Origin of the sequence: Streptomyces sp. NPDC058291 (assembly GCF_042880855.1) — a bacterium.
Taxonomy (GTDB): domain Bacteria; phylum Actinomycetota; class Actinomycetes; order Streptomycetales; family Streptomycetaceae; genus Streptomyces.
In genome coordinates this window covers 23,874-42,399 of the sequence record NZ_JBHVYK010000067.1, presented here as the reverse complement: position 1 = coordinate 42,399, position 18,526 = coordinate 23,874, and the positions used below count along the sequence as shown (strand labels likewise).

Sequence of the window (18,526 nt, the reverse complement as noted above, 5' to 3'; positions counted from 1 at the left end):
GGTCCTCGCCGTCGACTCGGGCGGCGCCGGCGGTCACGGCAGACGCCAGTCCACCGGTTGGCCGCCCTGCCGGATCAGCAGGTCGTTGGCTCTGCTGAACGGCCGTGAGCCGAAGAAACCGCGGTCCGCGGACATGGGGGAGGGGTGCGCGGACTCCACCGACGGCAGATCCCCCAGCAGCGGACGCAGGTTGCGGGCGTCCCGGCCCCACAGCACGGACACCAGGGGCTTGCCGCGTGCCGCGAGCGCCCGGATCGCCTGCTCGGTGACCTCCTCCCAGCCCTTGCCGCGATGTGCGGCCGGCTTGCGCGGGGCGGTGGTGAGCGCCCTGTTGAGCAGCAGCACGCCCTGCCGCGTCCACGGCGTCAGGTCGCCGTTGGAGGGCTGGGGCAGATCGAGGTCGGTGGTCAGCTCCCGGTAGATGTTGAGCAGACTGCCGGGCAGCGGCCGGACCTCCGGAGCGACGGAGAAGGACAGTCCGACCGCGTGCCCCGGCGTCGGATACGGGTCCTGACCGACGATCAGGACGCGGACGTCGTCGAAGGGCTGCTGGAAGGCCCGCAGGACGTTGTGCCCGGCCGGGAGATAGGTGCGTCCCGCGGCGATCTCCGCGCGCAGGAAGTCACCCATCTCGGCGATCCTTCCGGCGACGGGTTCGAGGGCTTTCGCCCAGCCCGGTTCGACGATCTCATGCAAGGGTCGTGGTGCCACGGCGTCACCCTACTGCCGTACGCACGGCGGCGATCAACCGACGGCCGGCGCCCGCCCCGCGCACCCCCGGCGCTCCCCACCGGAGCCGGCCCGCGCCGGACGGCCGCCCGGCGCGCCCGGTCCGGCTCATCCGACCACCGCGGCCCGTACGCACAGCACGTCGGGCAGGTGCGCGGCCAACTGCCGCCAGCTGTCGCCGTGGTCGGCGGAGGCGAACACCTCGCCGTTGCGGTTGCCGAAGTACACGCCCGCCGGGTCCGCGTCGTCCGTGCACATCGCGTCCCGCAGGACCGTGCCGTAGTGGTCCTCCTGCGGCAGCCCCGCGGTGAGCGGCTCCCAGCTCTTGCCGGCGTCCGCCGTGCGGAAGACCCGGCACCGGCGGCCGGCGGGCACCCGGTCCGCGTCGGCGTTGATCGGGAACACGTACGCCGTGTCCCCGCGCGTCGGATGCGCCGCGACGGCGAAGCCGAAGGTCGACGGCAGCCCCTCGCCGATGTCGGTCCACCGCGCGCCCGCGTCGTCGCTGCGGTAGACCCCCCAGTGGTTCTGGAGGTAGAGGCGGTCCGGGTTCGCCGCGTCCCTGGCCACCTTGTGCACGCACTGACCGAACTCCGGGTTCGGGTCGGGCAGGAACACCGCCGACACACCGGAGTTGGACGGCGCCCAGCTCGCCCCGCCGTCGGTGGTGCGGAACACCCCGGCGGTCGACACCGCCACGGTCACCGCCCGCGGGTCGCGCTCGTCGGTGAGGATGGTGTGCAGGCCCTCCCCGCCGCCGCCCGGCACCCACCGGGATCGGGTGGGGTGCTCCCACAACGGGCGGACCAAATCGAAGCTCTCGCCGCGGTCCTCCGAGCGGTACAGCGCGGCCGGCTCCGTGCCCGCGTACACGACGTCCGGTTCGGCCGCCGCCGGGTGGAGCTGCCACACCCGCTCCAGCGAGGCCTGGGTGTCCTGAGGGAACCTGACGGCCGGGCTGGCCGGTTCGGTCCAGGTGCGGCCGAGGTCGTCGGAGTGGAACACCGACGGGCCCCAGTGCGCGCTGTCGCCGCCGGCCAGCAGCCGCGGGCGCTCGCCGCGGGTGTCGACCGCGACCGAGTAGATCGCTTGTGCGTTGAAGTAGGGGGTCTCGTCGAACTCCCACACGCCGCCGCGCCGACGCCCGATGAACAGGCCTTTGCGCGTGCCTACGGCGAGCAGTACCTCGGTCATGCCGATCACCTCCGCTGTGTCCTCGACATCGTCGTCCCGGACACCGGCCAGTCTGCACCCCGCCACTGACAGTCACCTCCGGAAACACCGTCGTCGCAGGTCACGGTGGGGTCGGCGGGTCCACGCCGCTTGACTTCGGCCACTTTTCCCTGGACGCCTGCGCGGACCCGGGTGCCATGAGAGCGTCGGGACAGGGGGACTCGCCTGAGCATCGCGCCCGCCCGCCGCGTATGGGAGGGGGCCGGGATGTTCATGTGCTCACGAGGAGGCAGCCTTCGATGGCGTTCCGTGGTCCGAAGGTGTGGCTGTGGCGCTGGCGGCGCAACCCGCTCAAGCGACGCGCCGACACGGTGGAGTCCTGGGTCCTGCTCGGCGTGTGGGCGCTCACCGTCCTCGCCGGGGTGCTGGCGGGGTCGGCGACCGCGGACTCCGTCGAACAGGGTCTGGCGCGCGAGCGGGTCGAGTGGCGCCCTCTCATGGGGCGACTGACCGAGCAGGCCCCGGGCAGGGCGCCGTCGAGCGGCTCCGCCGGCGGCGAGCAGGTCTGGGCGAAGGTGGGCTGGACCGGCCCGGACGGTTCCGCGCACAGCGGTCAGGTCCGGGTCGGCCCCGGCAGTGCCGCGGGCACCCCGGTCGAGGTCTGGACGGACCCTCAGGGGCGCCTGGTGACCCGGCCGGCCAGCGCGTCGCAGGCCAGGCTGCGCGCCTCCCTCGTCGGCGGTCTGGCGGGAGTCGGGGTGGCGACCCTGCCCCTCGCGGGCGGGCGCGCGCTGCGGAGCCGGCTGGAACGCCGGCGCGTGGATCAGTGGGACGTCGAGTGGGCCCGTTTCGCCGTGCTCTGGGGCCCGCCGACGAGCTGACCGACCACCTGACGAACCCCTCCGGCGCTCCGTGCCACCGGTGCGTGGGGGCGCCGCCCGCGCGTGCACGGCCCGAGCGCGAAGAACCCGGCCCCCGCGCGACCGCCGTCCGGCACATCGCCGGGTCCGGACGTCCGGGCCGGTCGGACGGCGACGTCGTCCTCCACCGCCGGAAGGGCCGAAGCGTCCTGCTCACGGGCCCGCACCAGGCCGCCCGTGCCGGAGCGGAGCCGGGCGGCTCACCGGCGGGAGCGGTCAGCTCGCGGCGGGAACGCTCCGCTCGGGAAGGCCGCGTTCCAGGATCGCGTCCACGTCGGCGCCGTCCGGCAGTGTGCCGAAGGAGTGGCCCCAGTCGCCGTCCAGCCGCGTGGCGCAGAACGCGTCGGCGACGGCGGGCGGCGCGTGCCGCACCAGCAGGGAGGCCTGGAGGACGAGCGCCATCCGCTCCACCAGCCGGCGGGCGCCGGACGGGCCGGCGCCGGTCAGCCGGGACCTCAGTCCGGTGACGGCCGCGTCCAGCCGGGCGTCCGCGCCGCGTGCCAGGTCGAGTTCGGCGAACAGCGCGTCCACGGTCGCCGGTTCACGCGTCGTCGCCCGCAGCACGTCCAGGGCGTTGACGTTGCCCGAGCCCTCCCAGATCGACAGCAGCGGAGCCTCGCGGTAGTGCCGGGGCATGCCCGAGTCCTCGACGTAGCCGTTGCCGCCGAGGCACTCCAGAGCCTCCGCGGTGAAGGCCGGACCCCGCTTGGTGACCCAGTACTTGCCGATGGCGGTGGCGATCCGCCGGAAGGCGCGCTCGCCTTCCTGGCCGTCCGCTCCGCGCGCCGCCCGGTCCGCCGCCCCGGCCAGGCGCAGCGTGAGCGTGGTGGCGGCCTCCGACTCCAGCGCCAGGTCGGCCAGGACGTTGCGCATCAGCGGCTGGTCGAGCAACCGCGCCCCGAACGCACGGCGATGGCGCACATGATGTCCGGCCTCGACGAGCGTCTTGCGCATCAGGGCCGCCGACATGGTCACGCAGTCCAGGCGCGTGCAGTTGACCATCTCGAGGATGGTCTTCACGCCCTGCCCCTCGGGTCCGACCAGCCAGGCCACCGTGCCGTCGAACTCGGGCTCGGAGGACGCGTTGGAGCGGTTGCCCAGCTTGTCCTTGAGCCGCTGGACGCGGAACGTGTTGCGGACGCCGTCGGGCAGCACACGCGGCACGAGGAAGCAGGACAGGCCGCCGGGCGCCTGCGCCAGCACCAGGAACACGTCGCACATCGGAGCCGACGTGAACCACTTGTGCCCGCGCAGCGTGTAGACGCCGGGCTCCGAGGTGGGGGAGGCCGTCGTCGTGTTCGTGCGGACGTCGGAGCCGCCCTGTTTCTCGGTCATCCCCATCCCGGCCAGCAGCCCGCGCTTCTGCGTCGGCGCCCGCAGCCCCGGGTCGTACTCCCTGCTGGTCAGCAGCGGTTCGTAGACGGCGGCGAGCTCCGGTTGGCGGCGCAGCGCCGGGACGGCCGCGTACGTCATGGACGTGGGGCAGCCGTGTCCGGCCTCGGTGTGGCCCCACGCCAGACCGCCCGCCGTGCGCGCCACATGGGCGCCGGGCCGGTCGTCCGCCCAGGGCGCGCCGGCCTGCCCCTCGGCGACCGCGACCCGCATCAGCTCGTGCCAGCTCGGGTGGAACTCGACCTCGTCGACCCGGTGGCCGTACCGGTCGTGGGTGCGCAGGACGGGCTCGTGCCGGTTGGCCAGGTCGCTCCACTCCTGCGCCTGGACGCCACCGGCCAGCAGGCCGATCCTGCGGACGTCCGCCTCGGCCCAGCCGGCGCCCTCCCGGCGCAGCCCCTCCAGGAGCGCGGCGTCGTCGCAGGCGTCGTAAGGCGCGAGCGGCGGCGGCTGGTTGGTGACGTCGTGCGTGACGAACGAGGCGGCCGGAGCAAGCGGCTGCGACGGCCGCCGGGACGGCGACGACGATGACGGCTGCGACGCGGACGGCTGCGACGCGGAAGGCGGCGGGGACGCGAGTGTCGGGACCATGCCGACCATGTTGCACTGCATCTACGGCTGTAGCAATAGTGCAACAACAGGGGCGCACGTACAGTACGTCCTCATGCGGATCAACGAGTCGGCGCAGCCCGGCGAGGTCGACCTGCCCCCGCTGTCCGCGCGGTCGGTGGTCCTGAGTCTGCTGCTGGGCGCGCATCCGCCCGAGCTGGCGGCCAAGGACCTGGTGCGCGGCGTGGAGCCGTTCGGCATCGGCGGATCGACGGTGCGGGCCGCGCTGAGCCGGATGGTGGCGGCGGGCGACCTGCGCCGGGCGGACGGCGTCTACCGGCTCAGCGACCGGCTGCTGGAGCGGCAGCGGCGGCAGGACGACGCCGTGCACCCGGACACGCGCGCGTGGGACGGCGACTGGGAAATGCCGGTGATCACCGCGACGGGCCGCGGCCCCGCCGAACGCGCCGAACTGCGCGCCCGGCTGAGCGCGCTCAGACTCGCCGAGCTGCGGGAGGGCGTCTGGCTGCGCCCGGCCAACCTGGGCCGGCCCTGGCCCGCGGACCTGGGCGAGGTCGTCCAGCGCTTCACCGCCCGGCCCGACGCGCCCGCCCGGGAGCTCGTCGAGAGTCTGTGGCCGCTCGCCGCGTGGGCGCGGACGGCCCGCGCCCTCCTGGCGCACGTCGAGCGGACGCGACGGCCCGCCGACCGGTTCACGGCCCTCGCAGCGGTGGTCCGGCATCTGCTCGCCGACCCCGTGCTGCCCGCCGAACTCCTGCCCGCCGACTGGCCCGGCACGGCGCTGCGCGCCCTGTACGAGCACCACCGCCGCGAGCTCTCCGTGGCGGTGCTGGGGCCGACTGCCTGAAACGCGGCGGCCGTACGAAGCGCCGTGCGGGGGACGCTTCGTACGGCCGCCCTCTCACCGTGGGGGGAAAGAGGGGACTGCCAGGACCTACCTGTAGGTGATGTCGGACGACGCGTACTTGCAGTAGGTGCCGTCGGCGTCCGCGCCGTTCTTGGGCGGCTCCGCGCCCGTGCTGTTGCCGATGTACTTCTGGCAGGGAACGATCTTCTTGCTGCTGTCCCCGACGATGGTGATCTTCCTCAGGGTGGCGCTGTCGCCGTAGTTGGTGTTGATGCCGACGAGCCGGCCGCCCTTGTACGTCGCCTCGATGGTGTTGAGGTTGATCGTGCGCTTGTACTGGCCGCTCTTGCAGTTGCCGCAACTGCGCACGAAGGTCCCGAAGTTCTTCACCGCGAAGTTGGAGACGTTGAGCGTGCCGGCGCCGTTGAACTGGAAGACCTTGTCGCTGGCTTCCTTCGCCCCGCCGCCGGAGACGGTGTAGACGTTGGACGACGAGGAGCCGAGGAAGGTCGCCGCGTCCTCGCCGACGTCCTCCCACCAGACGTTCTGCAGCGTGCAGCTGCCCAGGCAGTGGATGCCGTCGGCGGCGGGCGAGCCGATGATCACGTTCTTCAGGACGGCGCCCGCCGCGAGCTCCAGGATCGGGTCCTGGTCCTCGTTCTGGCCGCCGGTGCCGAGATCGCCGCTGCCGTACAGGCGCTGCATCCCGTAGTCCTTGGTCCCGGAGACCTTGACGGTGGCGGTCACCGCCTTGCTGCTGGTCGGGGTGGGCCAGGTGGCGGCGCCGGCGGGCGTGAGCGCCCCGCTAGTCATGATCATGCCAACAGTGAGCCCGACGGCGGCCAGTCCGCCGGTGAGGGCGCGCCCGGGCATGCGGCGAGTGCGTCCGCTCGCTGACGGAGGTGCTGGTGCGGCTGCTGGTGAAGTCATGTCCCGATGCCTTCTTTCCGAACGGGGGTGGGAGACGGGGAGGCGCTCCGGAGGATCAGAGCTTTCCGGCGCCCGCGCCGGACGTCACCGAGGCGACGACGGACGAGGCGGGCTCGGCGGTGTAGCTGTACGGCGGCTTGGTGAACGTCCCGACCCGCGACACCTCGGTGGCGGCTCCACCGAGGTCGTTGCCGGTCAGGTTGGCGTAGCCGTCCACGTCGCTGTCGCGGCTCGTCGTGACGGCGACCACGGTCGAGCGGAAGACGTTGTTCTCGACGAGCATCTGCGCGCCCATGCGCGAGTGGACGGCCGTCTCGGCGCCGACGACGTAGTTGTCGTAGAAGTGGCCGGTGCCGAAGCGCAGGCTGGGGATGCGCGAATAGACGTTGCTGAAGTGGTTGTGGTGGTACGTGACCCTCAAGTGGCCGGTGTCCTGGCTCGCGTTGTTGTCGCTGTGACCGACGAGCGAACCCTTGTAGTGGTCCTTAAAGGTGTTCCACGACACGGTCACGAAGTCCGAGGCGTGATTGATGTCCAGCAGGCCGTCGTAGTAGTCCTTGTCGTGATCGCGGTCGGCCGAGAAGGAGTTGTGGTCGATCCACACCTTGGTCGAGGCCTGGACCTCGATCCCGTCGGCCGGCTTGAGCGGCTTGCTGATGTTCAGGTTGCGGATGACGACGTTCGTCACCTTCTTCAGCCGCAGCCCACCGCCGGTGAACCCGGACGACGAACCGACGCCGAGCACGGTCGTGTTGGAGCCGACGTCCACCTGACCGCTCAGCGAGATCAGGCCGTTGACCTTCACGACCTTCGCCGTGCTGCCGGTCACCGCGGTCTTGAAGGCGGCCAGGGTCGAGACGGTGACCGCGCCCGCGCCGCCGCCGCCGGTCGTGCCGGCGCCGAACCCGATCGGCGCGCTGTCGGCCGCGCCCGCCGGGAAGGGCAGGGCCATGACCGCCGCCGTGGCGAGCGCGGCGGACGCGGCGAGGAGAGCCGACCTTTGCGCCTGTGTACGTGGGGGACCTGTGCGCATGGGGGTGCGTCCCTTCGTGGGGAAGGAATGAATCAGGTATGTGATTGGTGTGCTTCATGCTGAACGGGCAGCATGAGCGGTGCGGCCCTTGTGGGGGAGGGGTGAGCGGCTCGGTCACACTGCTGAACGGAACGTAGGGGGCAAGCGCTTTCTAGTCAACGCTTTGCGCAGAAGACATCCGGCCACCCCCGGCGACTCCAGGCCAACCGGCAAGGGCTTGCGCAGAGGTGGCGTGGGAGCGCTTCCATGGCGCAGGGACGCATGCCACCATGCGATGCGGACGCTTCCCTTCACGCGCACGGCAATCCCCGGGGCGGCAGGCCCCGAAGCCCCGAAGCCCCGAAGCCCCGAAGCCCCCGAAGCCCTCCGGCTCGCCGCCTCCCGCTCACGCACCCGCACGACGCCCCCCCCGAGCTGCTACCAGAAAGGGACAGACGCGTGTCCGATTCCCTGGGAAGATCGCTGCGTTCGTTGTTCGGCGCTCTGCTGCTCCTGCTCACCGCGGCGCTGCTCACCGCGCCGGCGGCCGTCGCCCGCCCGCAGGCCGCCGCGCCGGTTCCCGCCGCCACCCTCACCGAGGTCACCGGTTTCGGCGCCAACCCCAGCAACCTCCAGATGTACGTGTACGCACCGGCCTCGGTGACCGCGCATCCGCCGGTTCTCGTCGCCGTGCACTGGTGCGGCGGCTCCGGACCGGCCATGTACTCCGGCACCGAGTACTCCCAACTCGCCGACCGGTACGGCTTCGTGGTGGTCTATCCGTCCGTCACCCGCAGCAGCAAGTGCTTCGACGTCTCCTCCGCGCAGGCGCTCCGACGCGGCGGCGGCAGCGACCCCGTCGGCGTCAAGTCGATGATCGACTGGGTGACCGCCGCCTACGGCGCCGACACCGGTCGCGTCTACGTCACCGGCATCTCCTCCGGGGCGATGATGACCAACGTCCTGCTCGGCGACTACCCCGACGTGTTCGCCGCCGGATCCGCCTTCTCCGGGGTGCCCTTCGGCTGCTTCGCCACCACCGACGGCTCCGAGTGGAACAGCGCCTGCTCCGGCGGCACCGTGATCCGCACCGCACGGGAGTGGGGCGACCTCGTCCGCGGGGCCTACCCCGGATACGCCGGCCCCCGGCCGCGGATGCAGGTGTGGCACGGCACCGAGGACGACGTGCTGCGCTATCCCGACTTCGGCGAGGAGATCAAGCAGTGGACCGATGTGCTCGGGGTGAGCCAGACCCCGGCCGCCACGGACTCGCCCTCCGCCGGCTGGACCCGCACGCGCTATGGCGCAGCCGGCGACCAGGCTCCCGTGGAGGCGGTCAGCCTGCAGGGCGTCGGGCACAACCTGTACGCCTGGGGCATGGCGGCCCGTGTGATCACGTTCTTCGGCCTGGACGCCTCCGGCTCCACTCCGCCGCCCCAGCCCGGCAGCTGCAAGGTCATCGCGACGACCAACGCCTGGAACACCGGTCTGACCGCCTCTCTGACCCTCACCAACACCGGCGCCACCGCGGTCGACGGCTGGCGGCTCGGCTTCACCCTCCCCGCCGGCCAGACCGTCACCAACGGCTGGGGCGCCACGTACGCACCGGCCTCCGGGGCGGTGACGGCTACCAACGCGGCCTATGACGGCACGCTCGCCCCCGGCGCGAGCGTCGCCATCGGCTACCAGGCGACGCACACGGGCAACAGCGCGGCGCCCAGTGCTTTCACCCTCAACGGCAATTCCTGCAGCATAAGTTGAGCAGCCGTACGCGTTCGTGGGCGGCCCTGGCGGCGGTCGCCCACGACCGTCACGACGGGACGCCGACGGCGGGAGCCCACTCCGGCCCCGTCGCGCGGGTCGTCGGTCGCGCGGGTCGCTCGTGCGGGGTCAGGCCGGCGGGTCGCGGGGGAGCGGGGGGTGCGTCGACGCGGCGGCGGCTCGCAGCGCCGCCCAGTCCGGCAGCTTCACCACGCCCCGCCCCAGTGAGGCCCCCAGCGCTGCCTCGGCCCGCTCGATCGCCGACCACCCCGCCCACTCGACGACCTCGCCTGCGGCGTCCCGCAGCGAGTCGAGCGGATCGCCGGACAACCGCCGCCGTGCCAGGACGGGGGCGTCCTCCAGCAGGGACGTCGCCGTCTCCTTCGCGCACGGACGGTTGCTGCCGATCACCCCGGTCGGGCCGCGCTTGATCCAGCCCGCCACGTACTCGCCCGGCACGGCCTCGCCCCCGCGCAGCACCCGCCCGGCGACCTGCGGCACCGTGCCGCTCTCCGCGTCGAACGGCAACCCCTCCAGCGGCACCCCGCGATACCCCACCGACCGCAGCACCAACTGCGCCTCGACGTCCTCGAACCGGCCGGCGCCCGTGACGCCGCCGCGCCCGTCCGGCGCCGTCCGCTCCAGGCGCACCGCCCCCACCCGGCCCTCGACCGCGAGCAGCTCCACGGGCCGCAGGAAGAACCGGAGCCTGATCCGCCGCCGGGCGCCGCGAGCCGGCGTCGCAGCCCAGCCGCGCAGCACCTCCACGTTGCGCCGCCGCGCCGCCGCCAGCCCGGACGGATCGCCATAGGCCGGATCGGACGCCAGTTCCGCCTCGTCGACGACCACGTCGGTGTCGGGCAGTCCGCCCAGCTCGCGCAGTTCCTTGGTGGTGAAGCGCGCCTGCGACGGGCCGCGCCGCCCCACCATGTGGATCTCGGTCACCCCGCTCGCCGACAGCGCGGTCAGCGCCGCCTGCGGCATGTCGGTGGGGCTCAGCTCGGCCGCGCCCCGGGCCAGCACGCGGGTGACGTCCACCGCGACGTTCCCGAGGCCGATCACGACGGCGGTGCGGACGTCCCGCACGAAGCCGTCGGCGGCGGCGTCGGGGTGCGCGCTGTACCAGGACACGAAGTCCGTCGCCGACCAGCTGCCGGGCAGCTCCTCCCCGGGGACCCCGAGGCGCCGGTCCGACGCGGCGCCCACGCAGTACACCACCGCGTGGTACAGCTCGCGCAGCCGGGCCACGGGCACCCCGTCCGCGCCGACCCGGACCCCGCCGAGGAACCGCACCCGCTCGTGTTCGAGGATCTCGCGCAGGCTGTGCTGCAGCGACTTGATCTTCTCGTGGTCCGGAGCGACGCCGTAACGCACGAGTCCGTACGGGCACGGCAGGCGGTCCAGGACGTCGACCAGCACCTCGGGATCCCGCTGGACCAGGCTCTGGGCGGTGTAGACCCCACTCGGTCCCGAGCCGACGACGGCGACACGCAGCACGGTGGAACTCCTTGCCCCGGGGTACGGAGGAGAGCGCCGGTACCTCCAGCATCGCACCGGTGCGGCTCCGCTGACAGGGCGCCGCGCAGGGCGTCCGGGCCGGCCGGCCCTGTCCCTCGTCGGCCTGACGTCGCTCGCGGACCGGATCGGAGGGGCCTCTCCCCGCCCGGAGGAGCTGTCACCGCATGCCGCGCATCCGGGTGATCTCGCTGGTCTGCTGCGCGATCACGTCGTCCGCCATCTCCTCGATCAGGACGTTGTTGCCCTGCGCCTTGACGTCCGCGGCCATGGTGAGCGCGCCCTCGTGGTGAGTGATCATCAAGGTGAGGAAGAGGGCGTCGAACGCCTTGCCGCGCGCCGCGCGCAGCGCGGTCAGCTGGGCGGCGGTGGCCGTTCCGGGCATGGCGGTGTGCTCGTGCCCGCCGCCCGCCGTCTTCTGGCCGTGCGCCGTGAGCCAGGCCTTCATGGCCTCGATCTCCGGTCCCTGCGCCGCGGAGATGCGCAGGGCGAGCCGCTTGACGTCCCCCGACCGGGCCCGGTCCGGAACGAGTTCGGTCATCTCCAGGGCCTGGGCGTGGTGCTGGATCATCATGCGCGCGTAGGACACGTCGGCCGTGTTCGGGGTGTCGTCGTCGGCGCGCTGTTCGGCCGCTTCCTGGGCGGAGAGGGTCCGGTTCGCGTCGCCCGGCCTGCCGGGCGCGATCACCGAAGGGCCGCCGCCCGCGGACGGCTTGGCGTCCGTCCCGGAGTCGCAGCCCGCGAGGGCGAGGGCCAGCAGCAGCGCGGCTGAGGCGAGGGGCATGCGGCGGACCGGCACAACGACCTCCTGCGATAGGCGAGTTGGGGACGGCGCTCGTCCCTGTCTGGATCTATGCACCACGGAACAGGTCAATGAACAGAAAGATTCATGACGAGTGCGTTGCCAACCTTTGATCTGTGCATGATGAAGACGATACTTCGGAGCACCGTGGGCCGTTCCCCCGTGAACGGCGACAAGGGAGGATGCAGTGACCCTGTTGAACGATCCTCGAACGCGACGCAGACGGCTGGGTGTCGCCGCCGTGTGCACCGGTCTCCTCGCCGCACTCATGACGGCGGTCCCGGCGGCCGCGACCCCCGACCCGGGGGACGGTCCCGCCGTGCAGCGGGAGGTCTCGCCGGGCGTCCGGGCCGAGGCGGCCGCGGCGATCGCCGACGGCGAGATACCCGGGCAGGACGAGATCGTCCACTCCGCCAACATCGAGCACCTGGCGAACATCCCCAAGGACGCCCTGCCCGGCACCAACTCGGACCTGGCCTTCCAGGGCAAGTACGCCTTCGCCGGCAACTACGACGGCTTCCGCGTCTTCGACATCAGCGACCCGAAGTCGCCGAAGACCGTGGCCCAGGTGCTCTGCCCCGGTTCGCAGAACGACGTCTCCGTCTCGGGTGATCTGCTCTTCCTGTCGACCGACTCCTCGCGCAGCGACAGCAGTTGCAGCAGCACCACCCAGCCGGTGACCGAGAAGTCCTCCTGGGAGGGCATGAAGGTCTTCGACATCAGCGACAAGGCGAACCCGAAGTACGTCGCCGCCGTGGAGACCGCCTGCGGTTCGCACACCCACACCCTGGTGCCCCAGCGCAAGAACGTCTACGTCTACGTCTCCTCGTACTCGCCCAACGCCGCCTACCCCGACTGCCAGCCGCCGCACGACGGCATCTCGGTCATCAAGGTGCCCCGCAAGGCGCCCGAGAAGGCGGCGGTGGTGAGCTTCCCCGTCCTGTTCCCCGGTGAGGGCCCGGACGGCGGCGGCAACCCCGGCGGCCCGACCAACCCCGGCGTCTCCAAGACCACCGGCTGCCACGACATCACCGTGCTGCCGGAGAAGGACCTGGCGGCCGGCGCCTGCATGGGTGACGGCATCCTCTTCTCCATCAAGGACCCGGAGCACCCGAAGGTCATCGACCAGGTGCAGGACAACGTGAACTTCGCGTTCTGGCACTCCGCGACCTTCAACCAGACGGCGCACAAGGTCGTCTTCACCGACGAGCTCGGCGGCGGCGGCGCGGCCACCTGCAACGAGGCGACCGGCCCGAACCGTGGCGCCGACGGCATCTACGACATCGTCGGCAAGGGCGACAAGCGCAAGCTCGTCTTCCGCGGCTACTACAAGATCCCGCGCCATCAGGCCGACACCGAGAACTGCGTCGCCCACAACGGCTCGCTGATCCCGGTCAAGGGCAAGGACCTCATGGTCCAGGCCTGGTACCAGGGAGGCGTCTCCGTCTGGGACTTCACCGACTCGGCGAAGCCGAAGGAGATCGCCTACTTCGAGCGCGGTCCGCTGAGCACCACGTCCCTGCAGACCGGCGGTTCGTGGTCGGCGTACTACTACAACGGCTACATCTACTCCAACGACATCGCCAAGGGCTTCGACGTGCTGAAGCTCGACGACCGGCGCACGGATCCGGCCAAGCGGATCCGGCTGCGCGAACTCAACGTCCAGACCCAGCCGGACTACTTCGACTGATCCGTGCGCTGATCCGTCGGCTGATCCAGGCCACTGCGGCCGCTACCTGGCCGGTTCCCGGCCGGCGGGTCCGTCGCGAAGAACCGCGACAGATCGCCGTCACCTCTCCCGCCGGGCGCCTCGGCGTCCGGCGGGACGCCCTGTCCCCAATCGAGGCGGTAGCGCGCGAACAGGTCGGCGCGCAGTGCGACGAGCGGCAGCGGCACGTTCGGCAGCACCATCGAGTAGACCGCGCCCATCAGTTGGGAGCGCAGCATCGGATAGTCGTGGTCGGCGTCCTGCGAACCGTGCCGGGCCGCGGTGTCCCGCAGAAGGTCGGCCAGTCGCTGCTGCTCCGGGCACTGCACGAAGCCCTCCTCCTGCAGCAGCCCCGCCATGTGCTGACGCATCAGCACCGTACGGTCCCGGGCCAGCCCCATGATGGCGTCGATGGCCCGGGCCATCCGCTCCCGGCCGTCCTCGGTGTGCGGCTCGCGCTCCAGCGCCTCTTCCAGCGTGCGGTGCATCAGCCGGTGCACGGCCGACTGCACCAGCCGGCGCTTGCCGGGGAAGTAGTACGACACCAGACCGCGGGCCGTGCCCGCCCGGTCGGCGATGTCGCCGAGCGTCGTGGCCTCGTACCCGCGCTCGCCCACCAGCTCCACCGCGGCCTGCAGAAGCCGTTCCCGGGAACGCCGCCGCAATTCTGCATTGACCGAGGCGCTGCGCGGGGACATTCTGTAACTCCTGCGTTGACTGGCTGCCAGCCAACTATACTCAGGAACCCGGTCGGCTCCGTGAGGAGTCCGCCGGGTTGCCGCCTGCTCTGGGCGACGCGGGGGATCGTCCAGAGCGGGCGCACTTTTCCCCTAATGGTGTCCTGAGGCTACTGTCGCCCGGACCTGGGCGTGTTCCCGCCGGCCCGACCCACCAGCCCCAGCACCGGCCGCAGCCCGTCCGGGCGTTGCGCCGCCGGCAGATGGTCCACGAAGTGCACCGCGCAGCCCAGCGCGGCCGCCCCGCCGTCGGCTTGCCGGTCGTCGCCCACCATCAGGGTCTCCCGAGGGTCCGCGCCCAGCGCCTCGCACGCGATCGTGAACAGCCGCGCGTCGGGCTTCTGCACGCCGTGCTCGTACGACAGCGTGTAGGCGTCGACGTACGCGTCGAGCCCGTGTTCCCGGAACACGGGCCGCAGATCCCAGCCGATGTTGCTGACCACGCCGACCCGCAGGCCGCGCTCGCGCAGCCCGCTCAGCACGGCGCGGGCGTCGGGATACGGGGACCAGGCCGCCGGCTCGCTGTGCCGGTCGTACAGGGCGTCGTACAGAGCGGGGTCCGGCAGCGGCACCTGGCGGCACAGGCCGGTGAACGCGGCCCGGTGCGACTCCGCGCTCACGTCCCGCACCCGCCACAGCTCGGCCAGCTCGTCGGGCACCCTGGCCGGAGGGTGTCCGCCGGGCAGTGCGCCGGCCGTCTCCAGGGCCCGCGCCTTCTCGGCCAGTTCCGGTCCGGGCATCGCGACGCCGGCCGTGCGCAACACCGACCGCAGCCAGGACTCGGTGGACTCGATGCGGAAGAGGGTCCCGGAGAAGTCGAACAGCACGCTTTTCATGCGAACGATCCTAGGAAGCGTGTCCGCCGGGCGCAGTCGTCCTTCACGGAAGCGGGAGCCCGATGTGCCCGACGCCGGGAGCGGCCCCGGCAGGAGGTCCGGCCGCCGGTCCCCGCCCTCGCGGTCAGCACCTCCGGGCGGCTCGGTGCACGAAGGCGGGCGGGAGGTTCGCCCACACCGGCTCCGAGCGTTCCAGCCGGTCGAAGCGGCAGGCGAGTTCGGCGGTGAGGCGGCGGGCGGGCGGAGTCCAGGCCGCGTGCAGATAGGCGAAAGTGGTGAACCGGCCGCCGCGCGTGAGGACTTCGGCGACGGCGTCCAGGATCTGCCCGCGCTGTTCCCGCGGCATGACCGTCCACGGCAGCCCGGAGACCACCGCGTCGGCCGGCTCGCCCACGGCGGCGGCCAGCTCGGCGGCCGAACCGTGGACCACGGTCAAACGCGTGTCGCGCCGGGTGGCCGACAGCCGTGCCGCGAGCACCGGGTTGAGCTCGATCGCGACGAGTCGTGCGTCGGGCGCGAGCCGGGCGAGGATGGCGTCGGTGAACACCCCCGTGCCCGGGCCGAGTTCGACGACGGTCCGGGCCCGCTCCAGGCCGATGCCTTCGGTCATCGCGTGCGCCAGCCGGCGGGAGCTGGCCGCCACGGCGCCCGTCATGCGGGGCCGTCTGAGGAACTCGGTGGTGATCGACATGGCGGCCATGGTGGAAGCGCCCCGCGTGGCCGCACGTCGTGTTCCCGGCCGGTGCGTGTACGACCGGGGGTGGACCCCGTGACGCCCGTCAGGACGATGTGGGAGGCCGGGCCCCGGCCGTAGCGTGAGGTGGTGCATCGGCTGATCGAGACTCTGCCCCGCCTGCGCCGCGGCCACCCGTGGCTGACGGACGTCGTGCTGGTCGTGCTGGTGGCCGTGCCACCGGTGATCCGCCCGCAGCCGGGCTGGCGACCGGTCTGGGCGCAGGCGGTCGTGTACGTCGCTCTGGTGCTGCCCCTGCTCTGGCGCCGCCGTCGGCCGGTGCTCGTCGCGGCCCTGGTGACCGCGGCCTTCTGGGCGCAGTTCCTCGGGCAGGTCTGGGGACAGGAACCGGGACGCGGAGCCGTCGCCCTGGCCGCGGTCGTGGCCACTCTCACGGTGCGCGGCCTGCGCCGGGCCGCCGCGGTGACGGTGGTCTGTGCCGCCGGCTGCGTTGGGCTGTGGATCCCCGCGTGGCAGCGGGACTACGGGGGCCCGGGCGCCCGGGGCGGCTGGCTGACCCCGCTCGCGGTGGGGCTCGTGCTGGCCGGGGCCTGGGTGTTCGGCGAGTACGTCCGCGCCCGCCGCGCCTATGTCGCCGAGTTCGAGCGGCGGGTCGCGCTCGCCGAGTCCGAACGCCTCGCCCTGGCCGGCGTCGCCGTCGCCGAGGAGCGGGCGCGCATCGCCCGCGAGATCCACGACGTCCTCGCGCACAGCGTGAGCGTGATGGTGCTGAACGCCGAGGGCGGCAGGCTCATGCGGCAGGTCGACCCGGCCGTCGTCGATCGCACGCTCGGCGTCATCAGCGCGACCGGCCGCGAGGCCCTGGGCGAACTGCGCCGGCTGCTGGAGGTTTTGCGCACCCCCGACGCGGACGGCTCGGCCGGCGGCCCAGGTTTCGGCCCCGGTTTCGGCTCCGGTTCCGGTTCCGGCTCCGGTGGAACCGCCGAGCGCCTCTCGGCCGATCTGCGACGGCTGGTCGGACGCCTCGACACGAGCGGCAGGCGCGCTGTGCTGGACCTGCGCGGAGAGCAGGACGGTCTTCCCGCGGATCTCACCGTGCAGGCGTACCGCATCGTGCAGGAGGCGCTCACCAACGTCATCAAACACGCGCCGCCGGACGCCACGGTTCATGTACGGGTCGACACCGGCAGGCAGGGGCCCGGACGGCTCGTCCGCGTCCGGGTGGAGAACTCGCCCGGAGCGGAAGCCGGAGCGCCGGCAAGGACGGACGGCGGGACGAAAGCCGGGAGGGGGGCCGGAGCGGCGGCCGAGCGTGCCGTCCCGCTGCTCCCGTCCGGTCGCGGACTCACCGGCATGCGCGAGCGCACCGCTCTGTACGGCGGGAGCGTCGAGGCCGGGCCCACGCCCGACGGCGGCTACCGGGTCGCCGCCACCCTGCGCCCCACGGGGCCCGAGCCCACCACGGCGATCCCGTGACCGGCCCGGCCCCGGCTCGCCCCGCGCCGCCGTCCCGAGTGCTGATCTGCGACGACCAGGAACTGATCCGGATGGGGCTGCGCATGGTCGTCGACAGCCAACCCGATCTCACCGTCGTGGGCGAGGCCGCCGACGGCGAAGCGGCGATCGCGAGCGTGGCCGCCCTGCGGCCCGACCTCGTCCTGATGGATGTGCGGATGCCCGGTCTGGACGGGCTCGCCGCGACCGAACAGCTCTGCGCGCGACCCCATGCGCCCCGGATCCTCGTCGTCACCACCTTCGACCTCGACGAGTACGCCTATGCCGCCCTGCGGGCCGGCGCCAACGGCTTCCTCGTCAAGGACGCCCCCGCCGAGGAGATCCTGGTGACCGTCCGTGCGGTGCTGCGCGGTGAGTTCATGGTGGCGCCCTCGCTGACCCGGCGTCTGGTCGAACGCTTCGTCCTGCACGCCCCCGCGTCCGCCCCCGCCCAGCGCAGCCGCCTGGCGGCTCTCACCGGTCGGGAACGAGAAGTCCTCGCCCTGGTCGCCCGCGGACTGGCCAACGCGGAGATCGCGGACCGCCTCTTCGTCGGGGAGACGACGGTCAAGACCCATCTGGGCCGGATCCTGACCAAACTCGGTCTCCGGGACCGTGTCCACGCGGTGATCTTCGCCTACGAGAGCGGGCTGGTACGGGTCGGGGACTGAGGGGCGACGGGCGTCCCACCCGCCCCGTACGCGTCGGGGTCCAGCAGCCGGCGGATGCGCTCGTACTCGGCGGCCATCTCCGGCGTGGCGAGGAAGTCGTCGAGATCGGCGGACACCTGGTGGTCGACGTCATCGAGGGAACGGATGGCGAGTTCGTAGAGCTCGCCGCGCCGGTTCTGCTCCAGGTAGCTCTTCCAGTGCGCCAACGCGCTGACGGCGGTGCGGACTCCGGCGTCCAGATCGTCATCGACCAAGATGCCCTCGTAGATCGTCGCGAGCGCGTCGTGCAGCTCGGCGGCGCTGAGCGCCAGAACGTTCGCGCAGGCGGTGGTCAGTGCCGCCCGGGCCTCTTCGGTGAGTTCGTCCTCGGCCGCACCGCGCAGCAGCTCCGGCCGCACCAGGCGGGTGACCGTCTGCTCCCCGAAGGCACGAACGCGGCTCTCGGTGGCTCCGACGATCAACCGGAGCACATCCGCCTCGAGTTGGCTGTAATCCACGTCCGCAGCCTAACGGCCGGCACATCCGCTCCCGTCCCGGCACCGCTCGCCCTCCGGCCCCCCCCAGCCGACGACCGGCCCTCGGCACCGTGGCCGCCCGCCCGCCGCAGGTCCGGCGGACCCGCAGGGCCGTACCGCCGCCCCGGCGCCGTCACGGTCGCCACCGCAGGTGCGCCGCGATCGCCGGCGCCACCGTCGTCGCCCCCGGACGCGCAGCCCGGTTGCCGCTTGTCAGCGC

At 72.7% G+C, this 18,526-nt stretch carries 17 protein-coding genes; 6 read left to right on the top strand and 11 right to left on the bottom strand.

What is annotated here, in order from left to right:
- Positions 1–33 precede the first annotated feature (33 nt).
- Together ACFVYK_RS28005 and ACFVYK_RS28000 are read right to left on the bottom strand one after the other, a co-directional pair.
- Positions 34–711 carry a uracil-DNA glycosylase gene (locus ACFVYK_RS28005; RefSeq protein ID WP_389778793.1) on the bottom strand — a complete coding sequence of 226 codons (678 nt, stop codon included), beginning with the start codon at positions 709–711 and terminating at the stop codon, positions 34–36.
- 126 nt (positions 712–837) lie between these two features.
- A complete protein-coding gene (locus ACFVYK_RS28000) occupies positions 838–1,989 on the bottom strand; it encodes a WD40/YVTN/BNR-like repeat-containing protein (protein WP_389778792.1) in 1,152 nt (383 codons plus the stop codon).
- Positions 1,990–2,201: 212 nt separating this feature from the next.
- On the opposite strand from ACFVYK_RS28000, the gene ACFVYK_RS27995 reads away from it, so the two are divergent.
- The gene (locus tag ACFVYK_RS27995) at positions 2,202–2,783 is read left to right on the top strand and encodes a hypothetical protein (protein WP_389778790.1); all 582 of its coding nucleotides are present in this window, start codon (positions 2,202–2,204) and stop codon (positions 2,781–2,783) included.
- Between the two features lie 255 nt (positions 2,784–3,038).
- Here ACFVYK_RS27995 and ACFVYK_RS27990 read toward each other — a convergent pair whose 3' ends face one another.
- Positions 3,039–4,805 (bottom strand): acyl-CoA dehydrogenase family protein, encoded by a 1,767-nt coding sequence (locus ACFVYK_RS27990; protein ID WP_389778788.1) that lies wholly within the window; start codon positions 4,803–4,805, stop codon positions 3,039–3,041.
- Between the two features lie 73 nt (positions 4,806–4,878).
- Here ACFVYK_RS27990 and ACFVYK_RS27985 point away from each other — a divergent pair, with 73 nt between their 5' ends.
- The gene (locus tag ACFVYK_RS27985; protein ID WP_389778787.1) at positions 4,879–5,631 is read left to right on the top strand and encodes a PaaX family transcriptional regulator C-terminal domain-containing protein; all 753 of its coding nucleotides are present in this window, start codon (positions 4,879–4,881) and stop codon (positions 5,629–5,631) included.
- 87 nt (positions 5,632–5,718) lie between these two features.
- On the opposite strand, the gene ACFVYK_RS27980 is transcribed toward ACFVYK_RS27985, so the two are convergent.
- Positions 5,719–6,504 carry a pectate lyase gene (locus ACFVYK_RS27980; RefSeq protein WP_389778785.1) on the bottom strand — a complete coding sequence of 262 codons (786 nt, stop codon included), beginning with the start codon at positions 6,502–6,504 and terminating at the stop codon, positions 5,719–5,721.
- A gap of 112 nt (positions 6,505–6,616) precedes the next feature.
- Positions 6,617–7,594, bottom strand: a complete 978-nt coding sequence (locus ACFVYK_RS27975) for a polysaccharide lyase family 1 protein (protein ID WP_389778783.1) — start codon at positions 7,592–7,594, stop codon at positions 6,617–6,619.
- A gap of 438 nt (positions 7,595–8,032) precedes the next feature.
- On the opposite strand from ACFVYK_RS27975, the gene ACFVYK_RS27970 reads away from it, so the two are divergent.
- Positions 8,033–9,334, top strand: coding sequence for a PHB depolymerase family esterase (locus ACFVYK_RS27970; RefSeq protein WP_389778781.1), 1,302 nt, complete (start codon positions 8,033–8,035; stop codon positions 9,332–9,334).
- A 129-nt stretch (positions 9,335–9,463) separates the two neighbouring features.
- On the opposite strand, the gene ACFVYK_RS27965 is transcribed toward ACFVYK_RS27970, so the two are convergent.
- Complete coding sequence (locus ACFVYK_RS27965; RefSeq protein ID WP_389778779.1) at positions 9,464–10,831, bottom strand: FAD-dependent oxidoreductase; 1,368 nt, start codon at positions 10,829–10,831, stop codon at positions 9,464–9,466.
- Positions 10,832–11,009: 178 nt separating this feature from the next.
- Positions 11,010–11,633 (bottom strand): DUF305 domain-containing protein, encoded by a 624-nt coding sequence (locus ACFVYK_RS27960; protein ID WP_389778778.1) that lies wholly within the window; start codon positions 11,631–11,633, stop codon positions 11,010–11,012.
- 205 nt (positions 11,634–11,838) lie between these two features.
- Here ACFVYK_RS27960 and ACFVYK_RS27955 point away from each other — a divergent pair, with 205 nt between their 5' ends.
- Positions 11,839–13,341, top strand: coding sequence for an LVIVD repeat-containing protein (locus ACFVYK_RS27955; protein ID WP_389778776.1), 1,503 nt, complete (start codon positions 11,839–11,841; stop codon positions 13,339–13,341).
- Here ACFVYK_RS27955 and ACFVYK_RS27950 read toward each other — a convergent pair.
- The 3 genes from ACFVYK_RS27950 to ACFVYK_RS27940 all read right to left on the bottom strand — a co-directional run bounded on the left by ACFVYK_RS27950 (position 13,329) and on the right by ACFVYK_RS27940 (position 15,623).
- Positions 13,329–14,057 (bottom strand): TetR/AcrR family transcriptional regulator, encoded by a 729-nt coding sequence (locus tag ACFVYK_RS27950; protein ID WP_389778775.1) that lies wholly within the window; start codon positions 14,055–14,057, stop codon positions 13,329–13,331. The genes ACFVYK_RS27955 and ACFVYK_RS27950 overlap by 13 nt on opposite strands.
- A 149-nt stretch (positions 14,058–14,206) precedes the next feature.
- Positions 14,207–14,932, bottom strand: a complete 726-nt coding sequence (locus ACFVYK_RS27945; protein ID WP_389778773.1) for an HAD family hydrolase — start codon at positions 14,930–14,932, stop codon at positions 14,207–14,209.
- 124 nt (positions 14,933–15,056) lie between these two features.
- On the bottom strand, positions 15,057–15,623 hold the full coding sequence (locus ACFVYK_RS27940; protein WP_389778771.1) for a class I SAM-dependent methyltransferase: 567 nt from the start codon (positions 15,621–15,623) through the stop codon (positions 15,057–15,059).
- A 132-nt stretch (positions 15,624–15,755) separates the two neighbouring features.
- On the opposite strand from ACFVYK_RS27940, the gene ACFVYK_RS27935 reads away from it, so the two are divergent.
- The gene (locus tag ACFVYK_RS27935; protein ID WP_389778769.1) at positions 15,756–17,102 is read left to right on the top strand and encodes a sensor histidine kinase; all 1,347 of its coding nucleotides are present in this window, start codon (positions 15,756–15,758) and stop codon (positions 17,100–17,102) included.
- A complete protein-coding gene (locus ACFVYK_RS27930) occupies positions 17,099–17,791 on the top strand; it encodes a response regulator (protein WP_389778767.1) in 693 nt (230 codons plus the stop codon). Before ACFVYK_RS27935 ends, ACFVYK_RS27930 begins: the two co-directional genes overlap by 4 nt.
- On the opposite strand, the gene ACFVYK_RS27925 is transcribed toward ACFVYK_RS27930, so the two are convergent.
- Complete coding sequence (locus tag ACFVYK_RS27925) at positions 17,758–18,288, bottom strand: hypothetical protein (RefSeq protein ID WP_389778765.1); 531 nt, start codon at positions 18,286–18,288, stop codon at positions 17,758–17,760. The two genes, ACFVYK_RS27930 and ACFVYK_RS27925, sit on opposite strands and share 34 nt — an antisense overlap.
- Positions 18,289–18,526: the final 238 nt, after the last annotated feature.